The organism is Streptomyces sp. NPDC039736 (genome assembly GCF_055596485.1).
In genome coordinates, this window is sequence record NZ_JBVIUQ010000008.1 from 214,846 (window position 1) to 234,262 (window position 19,417).

Below are 19,417 nucleotides of genomic sequence, written 5' to 3' on the forward strand. Positions count from 1 at the left end.
CGCTCCCGCCGTCGCCTGGCAAAGGTGTGGCTCCACACCATTGCGGCCGCGTGGGCGGTTGGCAACCCCCCGGTGACGACCGGCGGACCGCGTCTGCGGTGGGCAAGCTCCCACAGCGGCACGGGAGTTGAGTCCACGGCTCAGGTCAGGAAGCCGCGCAGCAGGGCCGCCGTGCCCGAGCAGTGTTCCCGCATCGCCGCGCGCGCCGCGTGCGCGTCCCCGGCCAGTACAGCGTCCACGAGGGCCGTGTGCTGGGACTGGGAGTGCTCCAGGTTCCGCACCAGCAGCGGTATGCAGTCCAGGAGTTCGTTCACCTCGGCGCGCACCGCCGCGTACTGCGCGGCCAGCCGCGGCGACCCCGACAGCTCGGCGAGGGTCAGGTGCAGCAGGGTGTCCCGCCTGCGGTACTCCGCGAGCGGGGCGTCGTGCGTGGCGGCCAGCGCGTCGCGCAGCCGGTCGGCCTCCGGCCCGTGCAGTCCGCGTGCGGCGCAGAGCCCGGCGGCCCCGACCTCCAGCACCTCCCGGAAGCGCAGCGCGTCCTCCACGTCCGACTCGCCCACCCGGCGCCGCAGTTCCGCCCCGCCCGGGGTCTCCGGGCGGCGGCGCACGAACGTGCCGCCGTAGCGGCCGCGCCTGCTCTCCACCAGGCCCTGCTCCTGGAGCACCTTGAGCACCTCGCGCAGGGTGACCCGGCTGATGCCCATCCGGTCGGCCAACTCCCGCTCGGAAGGCAGCCGTTCACCTGCCGGCACCAGACCCAGCCGCAGCACCTGGAGCACCTGCTCCAGCGCCTCCTCGAAGCCGTTGCCCGCCCGGACGGGCCGGAGCACGGCCGTCAGCCGGTCCCGCTCCCGATCCCGCGCCCCCTCGTCCGACACGCGCCCGAACCCCCTTCCCAATCAATGGTCTTGGGCCATACCTTAGGGCTCCCGGTGGCTTCCGGCTGACCCAAGGAGGAACTTCCCGTGGCAGACCGCACACCCCCGCTCCCGCTCGACGAGCTGCGCGCCCTGGTGGCGGACGGAGAGATCGACACCGTCGTCCTGGCCTTCCCCGACATGCAGGGCCGGCTGACGGGCAAGCGGTTCGCCGCCCCCTTCTTCCTCGACGAGGTCCTGGAGAACGGCGCGGAGGGCTGCAACTACCTCCTCGCCGTCGACGTCGACCTCAACACCGTCGACGGCTACGCCATGTCCTCCTGGGAGAGCGGCTACGGCGACTTCGGGATGCGCCCCGACCTCGGCACACTGCGCCGGGTGCCCTGGAACGCCGGCACCGCCATGCTGATGGCCGACCTGACCTGGCAGGACGGCTCACCCGTCGTCGCCGCGCCCCGGCAGATCCTGCGCCGGCAGATGGAACGGCTGGCCGAACTGGGCTACACCGCGCACGCGGGCACCGAACTCGAATTCATCGTCTTCAAGGACACGTACGAGGAGGGCTGGGACTCCGGCTACCGGGACCTCACGCCGGTCAATCAGTACAACGTCGACTACTCCATCCTGGGGACCGGCAGGGTCGAGCCGCTGCTGCGGCGCATCCGCAACGAGATGGCGGCGGCAGGGCTCGTCGTGGAGTCGGCCAAGGGCGAGTGCAACCCCGGGCAGCACGAGATCGCGTTCAAGTACGACGAGGTGCTGAGGACCTGCGACCAGCACGCCGTCTACAAGAACGGGGCGAAGGAGATCGCCGCGCAGGAGGGCGTCTCCCTCACCTTCATGGCGAAGTACAACGAACGGGAGGGCAACTCCTGCCACATCCACCTCTCGCTGCGGGACGCGGAGGGCCGCAGCGCGATGGCGGGGGAGGGGCCCGAGGGCATGTCGCCGCTGATGCGGCACTTCCTCGCGGGACAGCTGGCGGCGCTGCGGGACTTCTCGCTGCTGTACGCCCCCAACATCAACTCCTACAAGCGTTTCCAGCCGGGTTCCTTCGCGCCGACCGCCGTCGCCTGGGGCCTCGACAACCGGACGTGTTCGCTGCGGGTCGTCGGGCACGGGGCGTCGATGCGGTTCGAGAACCGGCTGCCGGGCGGGGACGTCAACCCGTACCTGGCGGTGGCGGGGATGATCGCGGCGGGGCTGCACGGGGTCGAGCACAAGCTGGAGCTGCCGGAGGCGTGCGGGGGGAACGCGTACACGGCCGCGTACGAGCGCGTGCCCAGCACGCTGCGGGAGGCGGCGGAGCTCTGGGAGGCCAGTCCCATCGCGCGGGAGGCATTCGGGGAGGAGGTGGTGGCGCATTACGGGAACATGGCGAGGGTGGAGGTGGGGGCGTTCGATGCGGCGGTGACGGACTGGGAACTCCGCCGCTCCTTCGAACGCATGTAATCCCCTCACCCTTCCTCCCCTCACCCTCTCGCCCCTTCCTCCCTTCACCCTTACCTCCTCCACCTCCGTCCCCTTGTTCCCCTTCCCCCCAGCCTCCTTGGGCTTTCGCAGCCGTCCTACCACCCCCATCCCTTGGACTTCGTCCCAAGGCCCCTTGGGCGACGGGGCCGCCCCAAGGGGGCGAGGGGGGCACCCCCTGCTCGAGCGAAGCCGAGAGCTTGGGGGAGGGCGGGCAAGGGGGCGGCCCCTCCCGCTCCCGGCCCGTCCGGGTGCCGCCCCTGCCCGAGCGCCTGCGCCGGGCAAGCTCCTCCGCCAAGGCCGAGAGCTCAGCCCCGGCACCGGACGCCTCAGCCCCGCCCGGCTCGGGCAGGAGAGGCCCCGGACCCGCCCCTCCACCTGAAGCGCTCGCCGCGCAGCCGTGCACGGTTCCGTGCAGGAGCGTCGTGGTTGAGCGCGCAGTTCCCCGCTCCCCTGAAAGGGGCACGGGACACGTCCCCCGTAGCCCGGAAGCCAGCCCACCCGACAAGGACCCCCGTGGACATCCTCAACCCCGCCACCGGCGACCTCCTCACCACCGTCCCCGCCGCCACCCCCGCCGACGTCGACACCGCCGTCGCCCGCGCCACCCGCGCCCAGCGGGCCTGGGCCGCCGCCGCGCCCGCCACCCGCGCCCGCCACCTCCACCGCTTCGCCGCCCTCGTCGACGACCACGTCGAAGAACTCGCCCGGCTGGAGGTCGACGAAGCCGGCCACACCCTCGGCAACGCCCGCTGGGAAGCGGGCAACGTCCGCGATCTCCTCACCTACTCCGCCGGCGGCGCCGAACGCCTCAACGGCCGCCAGATCCCCGCCCCCGGCGGCCTCGACATCACGATCCACGAACCCCTCGGCGTGATCGGCGTGATCGCCCCGTGGAACTTCCCCATGCCGATCGCCGCCTGGGCCACCGCCCCCGCCCTCGCCGCCGGCAACGCGGTGATCCTCAAACCCGCCGAGACCACCCCCCTCACCGCCCTGCGCCTCGCCGAACTCGCCCTGGAGTCCGGCCTCCCCGAGCACCTCTTCCAGGTCCTGCCCGGCGAGGGCCCGGTGGCGGGCAACGCCCTGGTCGAACACCCCGGCGTCGCCAAGATCGTCTTCACCGGCTCCACCCGCGTCGGCAAGCAGATCATGGCCGCGTGCGCCGACCGCGTGAAGCGCGTGACCCTGGAACTCGGCGGCAAGAGCCCCAACATCGTCTTCGCCGACGCCGACCTGGCAGCCGCAGTGGCCGCCACCCCCATGTCGTTCCTCGACAACTCCGGGCAGGACTGCTGCGCCCGCACCCGCATCCTCGTCCAGCGCAGCGTCCACGACCGGTTCCTGGAGCTGCTCGCCCCGCTCGTCGAGGCGGTCGTCGTGGGGGACCCGTACGACGAGAAGACCCAGATGGGGCCGCTGATCTCGCAGGCCCAGCTCGATCGCGTACGGACGTACGTCGACGAGGACGCGCCCGGCATCCGGGGCACGGCCCCCGAAGGGCCCGGGTTCTGGTTCCCGCCCACCGTGCTCACCGGGCTGGACCCCGACCATCCCGCCGCCGTCGAGGAGATCTTCGGGCCCGTCGCCGTCGTCCTCCCCTTCGAGGACGAGGCGGACGCCGTCCGTCTCGCCAACGCCACCGAGTACGGGCTGTCCGGGTCGATCTGGACCCGCGACGTGGGGCGCGCGCTGCGCGTCTCGCAGGCCGTGCGGGCGGGCAACCTGTCCGTCAACTCCCACAGCAGCGTCCGCTACTGGACGCCCTTCGGCGGCTACCGCCAGTCGGGTCTCGGGCGCGAGCTCGGACCCGACGCCCTGACCGCGTTCACCGAGACCAAGAACGTCTTCATCAGCACGGAGGCCTGACCAGCATGAGCACCGAGCACATCGAGAGCGCCGAGAGCGCCGCGGACGCCGAGGCCGTCTGCCGGCGCCTCGTCGGCCGCACCGCCGTCATCACCGGCGCCGGCAGCGGCATCGGCCTCGCCGCCGCCCGGCGTCTCGCCTCCGAGGGGGCGAACGTCGTCTGCGGCGACATCGACGAGACCGCGGGCAAGGCCGCCGCCGAAGCCGTCGGCGGGACCTTCGTCCGCGTCGACGTCACCGACGCCGAGCAGGTCGACGCCCTGTTCAAGGCCGCGTACGACACGTACGGCAGCGTCGACATCGCCTTCAACAACGCGGGGATCAGCCCGCCCGACGACGACTCCATCCTCACCACCGGGCTGGAGGCCTGGAAGCGCGTCCAGGACGTCAACCTCACCTCCGTCTACCTGTGCTGCAAGGCGGCCCTGCCGTACATGCGGCGGCAGAAGCGCGGCTCGATCATCAACACCGCGTCGTTCGTCGCCGTCATGGGGGCGGCCACCTCCCAGATCTCGTACACCGCCTCCAAGGGCGGCGTCCTCGCCATGTCGCGCGAACTGGGCGTGCAGTTCGCCCGGGAGGGCATCCGGGTCAACGCACTGTGCCCGGGGCCCGTCAACACCCCGCTGCTCCAGGAGCTGTTCGCCTCCGACCCCGAGCGCGCCGCCCGCCGCCTGGTGCACATCCCGCTCGGCCGGTTCGCCGAGGCGAAGGAGATCGCGGCGGCCGTCGCCTTCCTCGCCAGCGACGACGCCTCCTTCGTCAACGCGACCGACTTCCTGGTCGACGGCGGGATCTCCGGCGCGTACGTCACTCCGCTCTAGGCGTCCGCTCCGGGCCTGGACGCGTGCCGCACGCCGTCTAAGGTGTGCCGCATGAGCATGACGACCCCGCCCGGCTGGTACCCGGACCCCAGCGCTCCCACCCAGGAGCGCTGGTGGGACGGCACCGCCTGGAGCGCGCACACCCGGGCCCCCGGCCGGCCGCCGCAGGCCCCGCAGACTCCTCAGTACGGCTACCCGCAGCAGCCGCCGCAGGGGTACGGGTTTCCGCCCGCCCAGCCCCAGGCCGGCGCCCCGGCGCCGCCGTCGTCCCCTCCCGGCGCAGGCGGCGGGGGGCTGGGCAAGGGCGGCCTGATCGCCGTGATCACCGCCGGGGCCGTCCTGGTCGCGGCCATCGTCACCGGTGTCGTCGTCCTCGGCGGCGAGGACGACCCCGAGCCGCCGCCGGTTGCCGCCACCACGCAGCCCGTGCCCGGCGGCAGCGGCGCCCCCACCCCGCCGCCCGTCACCCCCGGCCCCTCGGCGGGCGCGACCGTCCTCGCCGACCAGCTCAACGGCATCACGCTGCCGGTCCCCGACGGCTGGGAGATCCCCGAGTTCGGCGGCGACCGCGAGGCCGCGTCCATGCAGACCGAGGAGACGTACGACTGCCCCGCCGAGGGCGGCTACTGCCACCACGGCACGGTCAGCTCCCGCACCGCCCCGGCCGGCCAGACCACCCCCGAGGCCGTGGCCAAGGCCGACATCGCCAAGGCCGCCGAACTCGCCTACGGCAAGGACGTCCTGGACCGCCAGAAGCACGGCGGCATCACCTCCCACCAGGAGGTCAAGGCCGAGACCGTCACCGTCGCCGGCAAGCAGGGCCACCTGGTCCGCTGGAAGGTCGTCACGGGCAAGGGCCCCGGCGGGTACGTCCAGTCCCTGGCCTTCCCCAGCAACATGGGCCCGGCCTCGATCGTCCTCGTGCGGTTCGCCTTCGACGCGGGCCCCGACGGGCCGCCCCTGGACGGCATGGACAAGATCACCCAGGGCATCCGCAACGCCGGCTGACCGCTACAGGAAGGTGTGCCCCTCACCCCGGTACGTCGGCGCGGCGCCCGTCACCCGGTCGCCCTCGATGAGCTGCAACTGGGCGAACCGCTCGCACAGTTCGCCCGCCTTGGCGTGCCGGAACCACACCTTGTCGCCGACCAGCAGGTCGTCCGCCGCCGCCCCCAGCAGCGGCGTCTGCACCTCTCCCGCGCCCTCCTGCGCGTCATAGCGCAGGCCCTCCGGCAGGTAGGGCACGGGGGAGCGGTCCGGCCCGGCGACCCCCGACGCCGGGTAGCCGCCGCCGAGCACCGTCACCACGCCCACGCCCGGACGGCGGACGACCGGCATCGCGAACAGCGCCGCCGGACGCCCGTCGAAGGCCCGGTAGTGGTCGAACAGCCGCGGCACGTACAGCCCCGACCCGGCTGCCACCTCCGTCACCGCGTCCTCCGCGACCGTGCTCTCCACGCTCCCGGTCCCGCCGCCGTTCACGAACTCCAGATCCGGTACGACACCGCGCACGGCCCGCACCACGGCCGCCCGCCGCACCGCCAGCTCCTTGCGCGCCGCACCCTGCATCGCCCGCACCACCCGCGAGCGCACCGGTCGCCCGGGCACCAGGTCGCCGACACCGGCCACGTGTCCCTCGTACGCCATGATCCCGACGAGCCGGAAACCCGGCCTGCGGTCGACCGAACGGGCCAGCTCGGCCAGTTGCTCCGGCTCGCGCAGCGGCGAGCGCAGGGCGCCGATCCGCACCCGCCCGCCGAGCATCCGCAGCGAGGTGTCCATCTCCAGACAGACCCGGATCTCCTGCGTCCCGCCGTCCCGCGCCCGGTCGATGAGCTCCAACTGCGCGACGTCGTCCACCATCACGGTCACCGCGGCCGCCAGCTTCGGGTCCGAGGCCAGCTCGGCGTAGCCCGCGCGGTCCGGCGACGGATAGGCCAGCAGGACGTCCGCGAAGCCGGACCGGGCCAGCCACAGGGATTCCGCGAGCGTGTACGACATCACGCCCGCGAAGCCGTCCCGCGCCAGCACCCGCTCCAGCAGCGCCCGGCACCGCACCGACTTGCTCGCCACCCGGACGGGCTTGCCGCCGGCCCGGCGCACCAGGTCGGCCGCGTTGTCGTCGAACGCCTCCAGGTCGACCACGGCGAGGGGGCCGTCCAGATGCGCGGTCGCACGGTCGTAGCGGGCACGGTCGGCGGCCCGGGGGGCCTGGGCGTGAGCGGCACGGAGAGTCATGGGCGCAGCTTGCCAGAGAGGATTACCGACCGGTAGGGCCTGTTCGGAGGTCGGCCCCGGAAGGGCGGCACCTGTACCGGTCGGCGGATCCCGGAGGGACGTTCCGGTCAGATCCGTCCCACGCCGCGCACCGGTTCCCGCCCGGGCGCGGCCAGCCCGTAGAGTGACGGAATTCCGCTGGAGGCCCCGGGTGCCGGGAGTGCGGCGGGGTACGTGCCGGGAGTACCACAAGAGACGGACCTGGGGGCCGGATGACCACCGAACCACACTGCCCCCGCATCCCTCCCCGCCCCTCCGCCCCACCCCCCGCGGCCCCTCCCCGCCCCGCGCCCGCTCCGTCCGCCCGGCCCGCCGGTGCGCCCCCGGCCGCGCCCGTGGCGCCGTCCAGCTCCTGGGCCGGGCCCGGTGCTTCCGGGAGCGGGTCCACCGGCGCGGCTCCCGCGGCGCCCCCGCACCCGGCGCCGTCCGGCCCGGGGGCCCTCGCACCCGCCGGCACGATCGCGGACCCCGCCCCCTCGGCCGGCCCCCGGCGCCCCGGGGGCGGGCCGGGGCCCGCGGGCGACGCCCTGGCGACCGCGCCCGCCGTGGGCCGGGAGCCCGCACCGGCCGCGGCCGGAGAGACCGGGGGCCGTGCGCCGGCCCCGCGCGGGGCCGGGCAGGCCGATCCGACGCCTTGGGCGGACGGGGCCGCGCCCCCGGTCTTCGCCCCGCCCCAGCACTGGGCGCGCGAGGACGAGCAGAGTCCCGCCGGGCGCACTGCCCGGCCGCGGCCCCCCGGCAGCCGAAGTCCCGCCCGTATCGCGGCGATTGCCGTCTGCGCGGTCCTCGGCGCCGGGCTCCTCGGCGGTGCCGCCGCCGGGAGCCTGCTCGCCGTCGACACCCCCGCGGCCGTCACCCCCGAGAGCCGCTTCCAGGACGCCCGCACCGCCTGGCACAGCACCCCCGTCGACACCCTCTTCCCCCGCACCCTCAAGGGCCGGGGCGCGGGCCCCGGCGGCGCGGACCGGGCCTGGACCCGGGTCGCCGTCGCCCCCGACGGGCCCTGCGCGGACGCCCTCGACCCGCTCTTGCTCACGGCACTGGGGCCGGTCGGCTGCGCCCGGCTGCTGCGGGCCACCTACACCGACGCCACCGCCAGCAGCGTCACCACCGTCGGCCTGGTCTTCACCCAGGGCGACCGGGCCGCGACGAACGCCCTGCGCACCCGGTTCGTCCGCGAGAAGCTGGCCGAGCGCGCCGACCTGATGCCGCGCGCCTTCCCGGTGCCGAAGACCGTCGCCGCCGGGTTCGGCGACGCGCAGCGGGCGAGCTGGACGGTCCGCGTGCTCGGGGACGCGCCCGTCGTGGTGTACGCGGTGTCCGGCTTCGCCGACGGACGCGCCGTCACCGACCCCCAGCCCGCCCCCCGCGCCACCGCCGACGGCGCGACGAGCGCCCCCGCCCAGTCCGGCCTCGGCCACGAGGCCAAGGGCATCGCCGACCGGGTCGAACGCGGCCTGCGCACGACCGTCCAGAAGCCCACGGAGACGCCCGGATGAACCGCCGCCCCGCTCTCGCGGGCGCCGCCGCCGCCCTGCTGGTCGCGCTGTCCGCCGCTCCCGCCCGCGCCGACACCGTCCGCGACAAGCAGTGGGGCCTGGCGGCGATGCACACGCAGGAGGCGTGGCGCACCACCAAGGGGGCGGGCGTGACGGTCGCCGTCCTGGACACCGGCGTCGACGACCAGCACCCCGACCTGACCGGCAACGTCCTGCCCGGCCGTGACCTGGTCGGCTTCGGCGCGAAGAGCGGCGACCGCTCCTGGGCCCGGCACGGCACCGCGATGGCGTCCATCATCGCGGGCCACGGGCACGGCCCCGCCCGGGGCGAAGGAGTGCTGGGCGTGGCCCCGGAGGCGAAGGTGCTTCCGGTACGGGTCATCCTCGAAGGCACGGACCCCTCCCGGGACAAGGCCCGCGAGTCCCGGGGCAACGCCCTCGCCGAGGGCATCCGGTGGGCCGTCGACCAGGGCGCCGACGTCATCAACCTCTCCCTGGGCGACGACAGCGAGTCCGCGCACCCCGAGGCGGAGGAGGACGCCGCCGTCCAGTACGCGCTGCGCAAGGGCGCGGTGGTCGTCGCCTCCGCGGGGAACGGCGGCGAGAAGGGCGACCACATCTCCTACCCGGCGGCCTACCCGGGCGTCATCGCGGTGACGGCCGTGAACGCGGCAGGCACGCACGCCTCCTTCTCCACCCGCCGGTGGTACGCGACGGTGGCCGCGCCCGGCGTCGACGTCGTGATCGCGGACCCCGACCGCAGCTACTACGAGGGCTGGGGGACCAGCGCCGCGTCCGCCTTCGTGTCGGGGGCGGTGGCACTGGTCCGCGCCGCCCACCCGGACCTCCCCCCGGCCGAGATCAAGCGCCTCCTGGCCCGCACGGCCCGCGACGCCCCCTCCGGCGGCCGGGACGACTCCCGGGGACACGGCATGGTGGACCCGGCGGCGGCGATCGCGGCGGCGACCCGTGGCCGCACCCCCGTCCACTCCACGGCGGCGGGCCACTCGGCCCCCTACTTCGGTCCCGGCCCGACGGCCCCCGCCCCGGCCGCGACGGGCCCGGAGACCTGGTCCCTGGCCGCGGGCGGCGCCGGCCTGCTGCTCCTCGCCACGGCCGCCACCCTCTGGCACACCTCCCGCCGCCGCTGACCCGGCGGGCACCCCGGCCGACGTACCGCCCGCAGACAGGCATCCCGACGGGCCGCACCCCCGGCCGTCACACCGCCCGTAGGGCAGGCATGCAGGGGCGCGGGGAACTGCGCGACCAGCCACGACGCACCCGCACGGAAAAGCCCCCCGGCGCCGCCCCTCGACAACCCACCCCGCACCGCGCCCGAGCGGCCCGCGCCCAAGCGGCCCGCGCCCGAGCGGCCCGCGCCCGAGCGCCCCGCCCCCACCGACTACCCTCGACCCCGTGCAGCTCAAGAACATCCCGGACCCCGGCTTCTCCGACGACGACGGCACCGCCCACCCCGCCCTCGCCTCCGCCCTCGCCGCCTGGGCGGCGGGCCCGCAGGACGCGCGAGCCCATCAGCGCGTCATCGAGGCCCTCCCCGGCGCCCGGCTCCTGGTCCCCGTCGTCGCCGTCCTCGGCGAGGTCGAGACCGACCCCGAGACCGGGCTCAAGCGCGAGAAGACCAGCGACATGGCCGTGCCCACCCTCCGCGCGGGCGAGCGCAAGGCCCTCCCGGCGTTCACCTCCACCGAGGCCCTCGCCCTGTGGGACCCCGCCGCCCGCCCCGTCGCCGTCCCGCTGCACCAGGCCCTCCAGGCCGCCGCCCACGAGCAGGCCGACACCGTCGTCCTCGACCTCGCGGGCCCCGTCCCCTTCCAGCTCACCGGGCCCGCGCTGCGCGCCCTCGCCGAGGGGCGCACCAGTACCCGCCCGTTGGACGACCCGGCCGTGGTCGAAGCGGTCCGCGCCCTGGTCGCCGCCGAGCCCGCCGTGCTCCGCGCCCACCTCGGCCCCGGTGAGGCCGACGGCACCCTCGCGCTGGCACTGGCTCCCGACGCCGCCCCCGCCGAGGTCGCGCGCCGCATCGCGAACGCCCTCGCGCAGGACGACGTCCTGCGCGCCCGTCTCGTACGAGGACTGGACCTGGCCCTGCTGCCCCCCGGCAGCACGCCGCCCGGAGAGCCGCTCCTCGCACGCTGAACGGCTCCCCGGGCGGTCACCGGTCCCGCGACCGGCCCGGCTCAGCCGTAGACCGGTCCGGTGTACTTCTCGCCCGGGCCCTGACCCGGCTCGTCCGGTACGACCGAGGCCTCGCGGAAGGCGAGCTGCAGGGACTTCAGGCCGTCCCGCAGCGGGGCCGCGTGGAACGAGCTGATCTCCGTGGCGCTGGCCGTGATCAGGCCGGCCAGCGCCTGGATCAGCTTGCGGGCCTCGTCCAGGTCCTTCTGGTCCTCGCCGCCCTCGGCGAGTCCGAGGTTCACGGCGGCGGCGCTCATCAGGTGCACGGCCACCGTGGTGATCACCTCGACGGCGGGCACGTCCGCGATGTCGCGGGTGAGGTCGTCGAAGCCGGGGTTCTGGCCTTCGGTGGTGGTGCCGGTGGTGCCGGTGCTGCTGGTCGCGTCGCTCATGCCGTCAACGATAGGTCCCGGCCGGCCCGGCTTCGCACACCGGACCGGTTCGCCCGTTCCGCCTCCCCCTGGTAGGCTGGTCGAGCGACCGGCCGGACACATCTGTGCCCGGCCCACAAGTGGAGGCTCCGTTTCTCCCACCTGACCGTCCCCCGGGACGGTGGGTCACCGGTCAGAAGACGGTCACCATCGTTCCGTACGGACGATGGAACTGTCCGATGTGCGCGCCCCGCGGTTTCAGACGCGGCGGTGCTCCGGTACATCCAGGAGCCCTGCCTGTGTCCCGTCCGGGGCATTTTTTGCGTTCCCGCGCGGTTGGTCCGAAGACATAAGACGTCTCGCGGCTGTCTGCCAGACAGTCGTGTGGTGCTACTGAGGAGGATCCATCAGCGCCGAGCCCCGCATCAACGACCGGATTCGCGTTCCCGAGGTGCGACTTGTCGGACCCAGCGGCGAGCAGGTGGGCATCGTCCCGCTCGCGAAGGCCCTGGAACTGGCGCAGGAGTACGACCTCGACCTGGTCGAGGTCGCGGCGAACGCCCGTCCGCCCGTGTGCAAGCTCATGGACTACGGGAAGTTCAAGTACGAGTCGGCCATGAAGGCCCGTGAGGCGCGCAAGAACCAGGCGCACACGGTCATCAAGGAAATGAAGCTCCGCCCGAAGATCGACCCGCACGACTACGACACCAAGAAGGGTCACGTCGTCCGGTTCCTCAAGCAGGGTGACAAGGTCAAGATCACGATCATGTTCCGTGGTCGTGAGCAGTCCCGTCCCGAGCTTGGCTTCCGGCTGCTTCAGCGACTCGCCTCCGACGTGGAGGACCTGGGCTTCATCGAGTCCAATCCGAAGCAGGACGGCCGGAACATGATCATGGTTCTTGGCCCGCACAAGAAGAAGACCGAGGCGATGGCCGAGGCCCGCGAGGCCCAGGCCGCCCGCAAGGCGGAGCGTCAGGGCGTTGCCCAGGACGACGAGCCGGCGGCAGCCGAGGTCGTCGCCGAGGCTCCGGCCGAGGCACCTTCCGAGGCGTGATCCTCGGGGCCGCCATCCAGGCGGCCCCCGGGTCCCGGACCGGAAACCCCCAACCAAAGATCTGACGCTTCCGTTGAGTACCGGTGCCCGCACCGGGGGCCGGGGGGAGCGGCACTGACGAGGAGATACGGCGCTATGCCGAAGAACAAGACGCACAGCGGTTCCAAGAAGCGCTTCAAGATCACCGGCTCCGGCAAGGTGCTCCGCGAGCGCGCCGGCAAGCGCCACCTGCTTGAGCACAAGTCGTCCCGCGTGACGCGCCGCCTCACCGGCACCGCCGAGATGGCCCCGGGCGACGCCGCGAAGATCAAGAAGCTTCTCGGCAAGTAATTCCACTGCTCCCGGCCCACCCGCCGGAGCACTGGAACGAGACCGGGACCAATTCGTTTTCGGGTCGTGTGAACTCCCCCACGGCCCCGCTACAAGGAGTCAAAAGTGGCACGCGTCAAGCGCGCAGTAAACGCCCACAAGAAGCGCCGGGCAATCCTCGAAGCCGCCAAGGGTTACCGCGGCCAGCGTTCGCGCCTGTACCGCAAGGCCAAGGAGCAGGTCACCCACTCCCTGGTCTACAACTACAACGACCGCAAGAAGCGCAAGGGCGACTTCCGTCAGCTGTGGATCCAGCGCATCAACGCCGCTGCCCGCGAGAACGGCATGACGTACAACCGCCTCATCCAGGGTCTGAAGGCCGCCAACATCGAGGTGGACCGCAAGATCCTCGCCGAGCTGGCCGTCAACGACAGCAACGCGTTCGCCGCGCTCGTCGAGGTCGCCCAGAAGGCGCTTCCGAGCGACGTCAACGCCCCGAAGGCCGCCGCCTAGTCCTCCCCGGACAGGCAGAAGCCCTTCTTGGCTCGAAGCCGGACCCGCAGGCGCACCAAGCGCCTGCGGGTCCGGTTGTTTCCCGGCTCGTCTCCCGGCCGGGGGCCCGGGGGCCGTCCCCGGGAAGACGCAGTCGCCCCCCTCGTACGCACGTCATGGAAGTGAGCCGCACACCCATGGGCACCCCCGAGCTGATCTCCCCGCGTTCCCCCCGTGTCGCCGCCGCCAAGCGGCTGGCCAAGCGCAGCTTCCGGGGCAAGGAGCGCCGGTTCATCGCCGAGGGGCCGCAGGCCGTGCGCGAGGCCGTCGGACACCGGGGCCCGGACGGGACGCCGACGCTGATCGAGCTGTTCGCGACCGTGGAGACCGCGGAGCGGTACGCCGACATCGTGGACGCCGCGCACGCCGCCGGGGCCCGGGTGCACCTGGCCGGGGACGAGGTCCTCGCCGAGATCTCGCAGACCATCACCCCGCAGGGCATCGTCGGCGTCTGCCACTTCCTGGACTCGCCGTTCGAGGACATCCTCGCCGCGCGGCCCAAGCTGGTGGCCGTCCTCGCGCACGTCCGCGACCCCGGGAACGCCGGCACGGTGCTGCGCTGCGCGGACGCGGCGGGCGCGGACGCGGTGGTCCTCACCGACGCCTCCGTGGACCTCTACAACCCCAAGTCCGTGCGCGCCTCGGTCGGCTCCCACTTCCACCTGCCGGTGGCCGTCGGGGTCCCCGTCGAGCAGGCCGTCGCCGAACTCCAGGCGGCGGGCGTACGCATCCTGGCCGCCGACGGCGCGGGCGACAACGACCTCGACGACGAGCTGGACGCCGGCACCATGGGCGTCCCCACCGCCTGGGTCTTCGGCAACGAGGCCTGGGGCCTGCCCGAGGAGACCCGGGCGCTCGCCGACGCCGTCGTCCGCGTCCCGATCCATGGCAGGGCCGAGAGCCTGAACCTCGCCACGGCCGCCGCCGTGTGCCTGTACGCATCCGCGCGGGCACAGCGGGTACGCACCACTGCCTGAGGAGCTTTCGGCCGGAGTAGGGTGACGGGCTCGGGGGCCCTGCTGCGCCACTCGGGAAGTGGGGGTACGGGAATGGTCGCGGAGATCACGGAACAGACCGCCGCGGTAAGGGAGTTGGGCGCGTCCGGGATCGGCGCGGACGACCTCCCCGACGGTCTCGTCGTCGCCGACGAGACCGGCCGGGTCGTCTGCTTCAACGCGGCCGCCGCCCGGATCACCGCCGTCCCGGCCCGCCGCGCGCTCGGGCGTCCGCTCGTCGACGTACTCCCGCTCGAAGACCTCAAGGGGCGTCGCTGGTGGACGCTCACCGATCCGTACGACGGGCTCGCCATCCGCGTCGGACAGCCCGAGCGGAACCTGCTGCTGCCGGACGGGCGCGAAGTGCTGGTGTCGGCGCGGTACGTACGGGAGCATCCGCGAGGGCCGGTGCGGCGGGTCGTGGTGTCGCTGCGCGGGACCGAGGCGCGGCGGCGCACCGAGCGCAGCCACGCCGAGCTGATCGCGACCGTCGCCCACGAGCTGCGTTCGCCGCTGACCTCGGTGAAGGGCTTCACCAGGACCCTGCTGAAGAAGTGGGAGCGCTTCACCGACGACCAGAAGCTGATGATGCTGGAGACCGTCGACAACGACGCCGACCGCATCGCCCGCCTGATCGCCGAACTGCTCGACATCGCCCGGATCGACACCGGACGGCTGGAGCTGCGCAGGCAGCCCGTCGACGTCGCCGCCGCCGTCGCCCGGCATGTCCACTCCCTTGTCTCCGCAGGTCAGAGTGCCGACCGCTTTCTCGTACGGATCGCCCACCCGCTGCCCGACCTGTGGGCCGACCCCGACAAGATCGACCAGGTGCTCGGCAACCTGCTGGAAAACGCGGTGCGCCACGGCGACGGAATGGTCACCATTGAGGTGGCGCCCGCCACCGCCAAGGACGACGAGAAGGGAACGGCCGTGACCGTCAGCGACGAGGGACCGGGAATTCCCGAGGAGTCGCTGAGCCGCGTCTTCACCCGCTTCTGGCGGGGCAGCAAGCGCGGCGGCACCGGCCTGGGCCTCTACATCGTCAAGGGCATCGTCTCGGCGCACGGCGGCACGATCACGGTCGGCCGCGGGCCCGGCGGCGGCGCCGAGTTCCGATTTGTTCTGCCCGTCGGGGCCCCGGCCCACCTGGCCTGAGCGCCCCACGGGCTTCTTCGCGTCCCACGGCCCTTTAGACTCGACTTTTGGCACCTTTGCGTCCTCACACGTGTCGAGCGGGGCCGCCCACCAGCCATCGGAAGTACGGGAAGAGATGTCCGCACCCAATAAGTCGTACGACCCTGTCGAGGTCGAGGCGCTGAAACCCGAAGAGATCGAGCGCATGCGCGACGAGGCGCTCGCCGCCTTCGAGGCCGCCGCCGACCTCGACGCGCTGACGCACGCCAAGACCGCGCACACCGGGCCCACCTCGCCGCTGTCGCTGGCCAACCGCGAGATCGGCGCGCTCCCGCCCCAGGCCAAGGCCGAGGCGGGCAAGCGCGTCGGCATGGCGCGCGGCGCGGTGAACAAGGCCCTGGCCGCCCGCCTCGCGGTCCTGGAGGCCGAGCGCGACGAGCGCGTGCTGGTCGAGGAGGCGGTGGACGTCACGCTGCCCCACGACCGCACCCCGGCCGGCGCCCGGCACCCGCTGACCACCTTCATGGAGCGCGTCGCCGACGTCTTCGTGGCGATGGGCTACGAGGTTGCCGAGGGCCCCGAGGTCGAGGCCGAGTGGTTCAACTTCGACGCCCTGAACTTCGTGCCGGACCACCCGGCGCGGCAGATGCAGGACACCTTCTTCGTACAGGGCGAGGACGGCGCGAAGAACGACGAATCCGGTGTCGTGCTGCGCACCCACACCTCCCCGGTGCAGGCCCGCGCGCTCCTCGAGCGCCGCGAGCCGCCGGTGTACGTGGTGTGCCCCGGCCGCGTCTACCGCACCGACGAGCTCGACGCCACGCACACCCCGGTCTTCCACCAGATCGAGCTGCTGGCCGTCGACGAGGGCCTGACGATGGCGGACCTCAAGGGCACCCTGGACCACATGGTCCAGGCGCTCTTCGGCGAGGGCATGAAGACCCGGCTGCGCCCCAACTACTTCCCCTTCACCGAGCCGTCCGCCGAGATGGACATGGTCTGCTACGTCTGCCGCGGCGAGTCCGTCGGCAACCCGGACCGGCCCTGCCGCACCTGCGGCAGCGAGGGCTGGATCGAGCTGGGCGGCTGCGGCATGGTCAACCCGAAGGTCCTGGTGGCCTGCGGCGTCGACCCGGAGAAGTACAGCGGGTTCGCCTTCGGCTTCGGCATCGAGCGGATGCTGATGTTCCGGCACAACGTGGAAGACATGCGAGACATGGTCGAGGGTGACGTGCGTTTCACTCGGCCCTTCGGGATGGAGATCTGATGCGGGTCCCGCTTTCCTGGCTGCGGGAGTACGTCGACCTCCCCGCCACCGAGACCGGCCGTGACGTGCAGGCCAAGCTGGTGTCCGCAGGACTTGAGGTCGAGACGGTCGAGCAGACCGGCGGCGGCATCAAGGGCCCGCTGGTCGTCGGCCAGGTCCTGACCGTCGAGGAGCTGGAGGGCTTCAAGAAGCCGATCCGCTTCTGCACGGTGGACGTCGGCTCCGCCAACGGCACCGGCGAGCCGCAGGAGATCGTCTGCGGCGCACGCAACTTCGCCGTCGGCGACAAGGTCGTCGTGGTCCTCCCGGGCGCCGTGCTGCCCGGCGACTTCGCGATCGCCGCGCGCAAGACGTACGGCAAGACCTCGCACGGCATGATCTGCTCCGGCGACGAGCTGGGCATGGGCGACGACGGCAGCGGCGGCATCATCGTGCTGCCGCCGGAGTACGAGCCGGGCACCGACGCCATCGAGCTGCTGGAGCTCGTGGACGAGGTGCTCGACATCGCGGTCACCCCCGACCGGGGCTACGCCCTGTCGATGCGCGGCATCGCCCGCGAGACCGCCACCGCGTACGGGCTGCCGCTGCGCGACCCGGCGCTGCTCGACGTCCCCGCGCCGAACTCGTACGGCTACCCGGTGAAGATCAGCGACCCGCAGGGCTGCGACCGCTTCACCGCGCGCACCGTCACCGGGCTCGACCCGGAGGCCCGCTCGCCGATCTGGCTGCAGCGCCGCCTCCAGAAGGCGGGCATGCGCCCGCTCTCGCTCGCCGTGGACATCGCCAACTACGTGATGCTGGAGCTGGGCCAGCCCCTGCACACGTACGACCGCTCCCGCATCCAGGGCACCATCGGCGTCCGCCGCGCCGAGCAGGGCGAGAAGTTCACGACGCTCGACGGGGCCCAGCGCGTCCTGGACGCCGAGGACCTCGTCATCACCGACGACCGCGGGCCGATCGGCCTGGCCGGCGTCATGGGCGGGGCCAACACCGAGGTCGCCGACGTCGAGATCGACGCCGAGACCGGCGAGGCCAAGGGGACGACCGAGATCGTCGTCGAGGCGGCGCACTTCGACGCGCTGACCATCGCGCGTGCCTCGCGCCGCCACAAGCTGACCTCCGAGGCCTCCAAGCGCTACGAGCGCGGGGTGGACCCGGAGGCCGGGCCGGCCGCCGCCCAGCGCTGCGTCGACCTGCTCGTGCTGCTCGCGGGCGGCACCGCCGAGGCCGGGGTCACCGAGGTCATCGCGCCCTCCGCGCCCCGCTCCATCGCCATGCGGGCGGACCACCCGGACCGGGTCGCGGGCGTGGCCTACGGCCGCGAGACCGTCGTGCGCCGCCTCCAGGAGGTCGGCTGCGACGTCTACGGCACCGACGAACTCGTCGTGACCGTGCCGTCCTGGCGGCCCGACCTGGCCTTCCCCAACGACCTGGCCGAAGAGGTCATCCGCCTGGAGGGCTACGAGAACCTGCCCTCCACGCTGCCGACCCCGCCGTCCGGCCGCGGCCTCACCGAGCGCCAGCGCCTGCACCGCCGCGTCGGCCGCGCGCTCGCGGGCGCCGGTTACGTCGAGGCGCTGAGCTACCCCTTCGTCGGGGACGCCGTCTTCGACCAGCTCCAACTGGCCGCCGACGACGCGCGCCGCACCACCGTCACGCTGGTCAACCCGCTCGCCGACACGGAGCCCGCGCTCCGTACGACGCTGCTGCCGGGCCTGCTCGGCGCGCTGCGCCGCAACGACGGACGCGGGTCGCACGATCTGGCGCTCTTCGAGACCGGGCTGGTCTTCCGGCCCACCGGCGAGGAGACGAAGGCCGTCCGGCCGCCCGTCGACCGCCGTCCCACCGACGAGGAGATCGCGCAGCTCAACGCCTCGCTGCCCGCCCAGCCCCGGCACGCCGCCGTCGTCCTCGCGGGCGCCCGCGAGCAGGCCGGCTGGTGGGGCAGGGGCCGCCCGGCGACCTGGGCCGACGCGGTCGAGGCCGGCCGTGTGCTGGCCCGCGAGGCCGGCGCCGACCTGGTCGTCGCCGCCGCGGCGAACGCCCCCTGGCACCCGGGCCGCTGCGCCGCGCTGTCGGTCGTCGTCGACGGCGAGGAGCAGGTCATCGGGTACGCGGGTGAGCTGCACCCGCGTGTCATCAAGGCGATGAACCTGCCCGAGCGCACCTGCGCGATGGAGCTGGACCTGGACGTGCTGGAGAAGGCGGGACAGGGCGTGCTGGTCGCGCCCCGGATCTCCACCTTCCCGGTCGCCACCCAGGACGTCGCCCTGGTCGTCGACGCCGCCGTGCCGAACGTCGAGGTCGAGCGGTGGCTGCGTGAGGGCGCGGGTGAACTCCTGGAGGACATCCGCCTGTTCGACGTCTACACCGGCGAGCAGCTCGGCGAGGGAAGCAAGTCCCTGGCGTACGCGCTGCGCTTCCGGGCCGCCGACCGCACGCTGACCGTCGAGGAGGCCTCGGCCGCCCGCGACGCGGCGGTGGCGCTCGCGGCCGAGCACACGGGAGCCGTGCTGCGCGGGGCGTAACACCCTGACGGGGAACCCCCGTCGAAGGGGTTGTCGAGGGGCACATCCGGGACACGGGTGTGCCCCTCACCCATGGGGTGAGCTCTGCGGACGATGTGCGCACAGCGGCACGAACGGCGGACGCGGTCGTTCCGGCCGCGTGACGCCGCCGCCCGCCCCGCCGCGGAGGTGCAGGTCGGCCGGGCGGGGCGGGC

Annotated in this window: 17 protein-coding genes; 14 read left to right on the forward strand and 3 right to left on the reverse strand. The window is 73.6% G+C overall.

All coding sequences use genetic code 11. The features are described 5' to 3' along the window. Window positions 1-140 precede the first annotated feature (140 nt). Window positions 141-878, reverse strand: a complete 738-nt coding sequence (locus ACZ56L_RS25215; RefSeq protein ID WP_471066505.1) for a FadR/GntR family transcriptional regulator — start codon at window positions 876-878, stop codon at window positions 141-143. An 87-nt stretch (window positions 879-965) separates the two neighbouring features. Between ACZ56L_RS25215 and ACZ56L_RS25220 the strand changes: the two genes are divergently transcribed. The 4 genes from ACZ56L_RS25220 (at window position 966) to ACZ56L_RS25235 (ending at window position 6,049) form a co-directional block, all read left to right on the forward strand. Further along, window positions 966-2,330, forward strand: a complete 1,365-nt coding sequence (locus tag ACZ56L_RS25220; RefSeq protein WP_345224729.1) for a glutamine synthetase family protein — start codon at window positions 966-968, stop codon at window positions 2,328-2,330. A 534-nt stretch (window positions 2,331-2,864) separates the two neighbouring features. Continuing rightward, on the forward strand, window positions 2,865-4,217 hold the full coding sequence (locus tag ACZ56L_RS25225) for an aldehyde dehydrogenase family protein (protein ID WP_468688187.1): 1,353 nt from the start codon (window positions 2,865-2,867) through the stop codon (window positions 4,215-4,217). A gap of 5 nt (window positions 4,218-4,222) precedes the next feature. Further along, the gene (locus ACZ56L_RS25230) at window positions 4,223-5,041 is read left to right on the forward strand and encodes a 3-oxoacyl-ACP reductase (protein WP_471066507.1); all 819 of its coding nucleotides are present in this window, start codon (window positions 4,223-4,225) and stop codon (window positions 5,039-5,041) included. Window positions 5,042-5,092: 51 nt separating this feature from the next. Next, complete coding sequence (locus ACZ56L_RS25235) at window positions 5,093-6,049, forward strand: DUF2510 domain-containing protein (protein WP_471066509.1); 957 nt, start codon at window positions 5,093-5,095, stop codon at window positions 6,047-6,049. Window positions 6,050-6,052: 3 nt separating this feature from the next. On the opposite strand, the gene ACZ56L_RS25240 is transcribed toward ACZ56L_RS25235, so the two are convergent. Next, window positions 6,053-7,279 (reverse strand): amino acid deaminase/aldolase, encoded by a 1,227-nt coding sequence (locus tag ACZ56L_RS25240; RefSeq protein WP_471066511.1) that lies wholly within the window; start codon window positions 7,277-7,279, stop codon window positions 6,053-6,055. A gap of 584 nt (window positions 7,280-7,863) precedes the next feature. Between ACZ56L_RS25240 and ACZ56L_RS25245 the strand changes: the two genes are divergently transcribed. From ACZ56L_RS25245 to ACZ56L_RS25255, 3 genes are all read left to right on the forward strand, one after another. Continuing rightward, the gene (locus tag ACZ56L_RS25245) at window positions 7,864-8,817 is read left to right on the forward strand and encodes a hypothetical protein (protein WP_471066513.1); all 954 of its coding nucleotides are present in this window, start codon (window positions 7,864-7,866) and stop codon (window positions 8,815-8,817) included. After that, on the forward strand, window positions 8,814-9,968 hold the full coding sequence (mycP, locus tag ACZ56L_RS25250; RefSeq protein ID WP_471066515.1) for a type VII secretion-associated serine protease mycosin: 1,155 nt from the start codon (window positions 8,814-8,816) through the stop codon (window positions 9,966-9,968). The genes ACZ56L_RS25245 and mycP overlap by 4 nt, the downstream gene beginning before the upstream one ends. 265 nt (window positions 9,969-10,233) lie before the next feature. Next, window positions 10,234-10,974, forward strand: a complete 741-nt coding sequence (locus tag ACZ56L_RS25255; protein WP_401760810.1) for an SseB family protein — start codon at window positions 10,234-10,236, stop codon at window positions 10,972-10,974. Between the two features lie 41 nt (window positions 10,975-11,015). Here the strand turns inward: ACZ56L_RS25255 and ACZ56L_RS25260 are convergent, their stop codons facing one another. Continuing rightward, window positions 11,016-11,405 (reverse strand): DUF1844 domain-containing protein, encoded by a 390-nt coding sequence (locus ACZ56L_RS25260; RefSeq protein WP_345224746.1) that lies wholly within the window; start codon window positions 11,403-11,405, stop codon window positions 11,016-11,018. A 385-nt stretch (window positions 11,406-11,790) separates the two neighbouring features. Between ACZ56L_RS25260 and infC the strand changes: the two genes are divergently transcribed. The 7 genes from infC to pheT all read left to right on the forward strand — a co-directional run bounded on the left by infC (window position 11,791) and on the right by pheT (window position 19,223). Next, window positions 11,791-12,438: a translation initiation factor IF-3 gene (infC, locus tag ACZ56L_RS25265; protein ID WP_345226640.1), complete on the forward strand. Its 648-nt coding sequence runs from the start codon at window positions 11,791-11,793 to the stop codon at window positions 12,436-12,438. 135 nt (window positions 12,439-12,573) lie between these two features. Beyond that, a complete protein-coding gene (gene rpmI / locus ACZ56L_RS25270) occupies window positions 12,574-12,768 on the forward strand; it encodes a 50S ribosomal protein L35 (RefSeq protein WP_030387121.1) in 195 nt (64 codons plus the stop codon). Between the two features lie 105 nt (window positions 12,769-12,873). Then, window positions 12,874-13,260 (forward strand): 50S ribosomal protein L20, encoded by a 387-nt coding sequence (gene rplT, locus ACZ56L_RS25275; RefSeq protein ID WP_189827453.1) that lies wholly within the window; start codon window positions 12,874-12,876, stop codon window positions 13,258-13,260. A 176-nt stretch (window positions 13,261-13,436) separates the two neighbouring features. Next, on the forward strand, window positions 13,437-14,276 hold the full coding sequence (locus ACZ56L_RS25280) for a TrmH family RNA methyltransferase (RefSeq protein ID WP_401761021.1): 840 nt from the start codon (window positions 13,437-13,439) through the stop codon (window positions 14,274-14,276). 72 nt (window positions 14,277-14,348) lie between these two features. Next, window positions 14,349-15,449 (forward strand): sensor histidine kinase, encoded by a 1,101-nt coding sequence (locus ACZ56L_RS25285; protein ID WP_401760807.1) that lies wholly within the window; start codon window positions 14,349-14,351, stop codon window positions 15,447-15,449. Between the two features lie 115 nt (window positions 15,450-15,564). Further along, on the forward strand, window positions 15,565-16,695 hold the full coding sequence (gene pheS / locus ACZ56L_RS25290; protein WP_401760806.1) for a phenylalanine--tRNA ligase subunit alpha: 1,131 nt from the start codon (window positions 15,565-15,567) through the stop codon (window positions 16,693-16,695). Continuing rightward, entirely contained in the window at window positions 16,695-19,223 is a 2,529-nt protein-coding gene (pheT, locus tag ACZ56L_RS25295) for a phenylalanine--tRNA ligase subunit beta (RefSeq protein WP_471066519.1), read from the forward strand. The genes pheS and pheT overlap by 1 nt, the downstream gene beginning before the upstream one ends. Window positions 19,224-19,417: the final 194 nt, after the last annotated feature.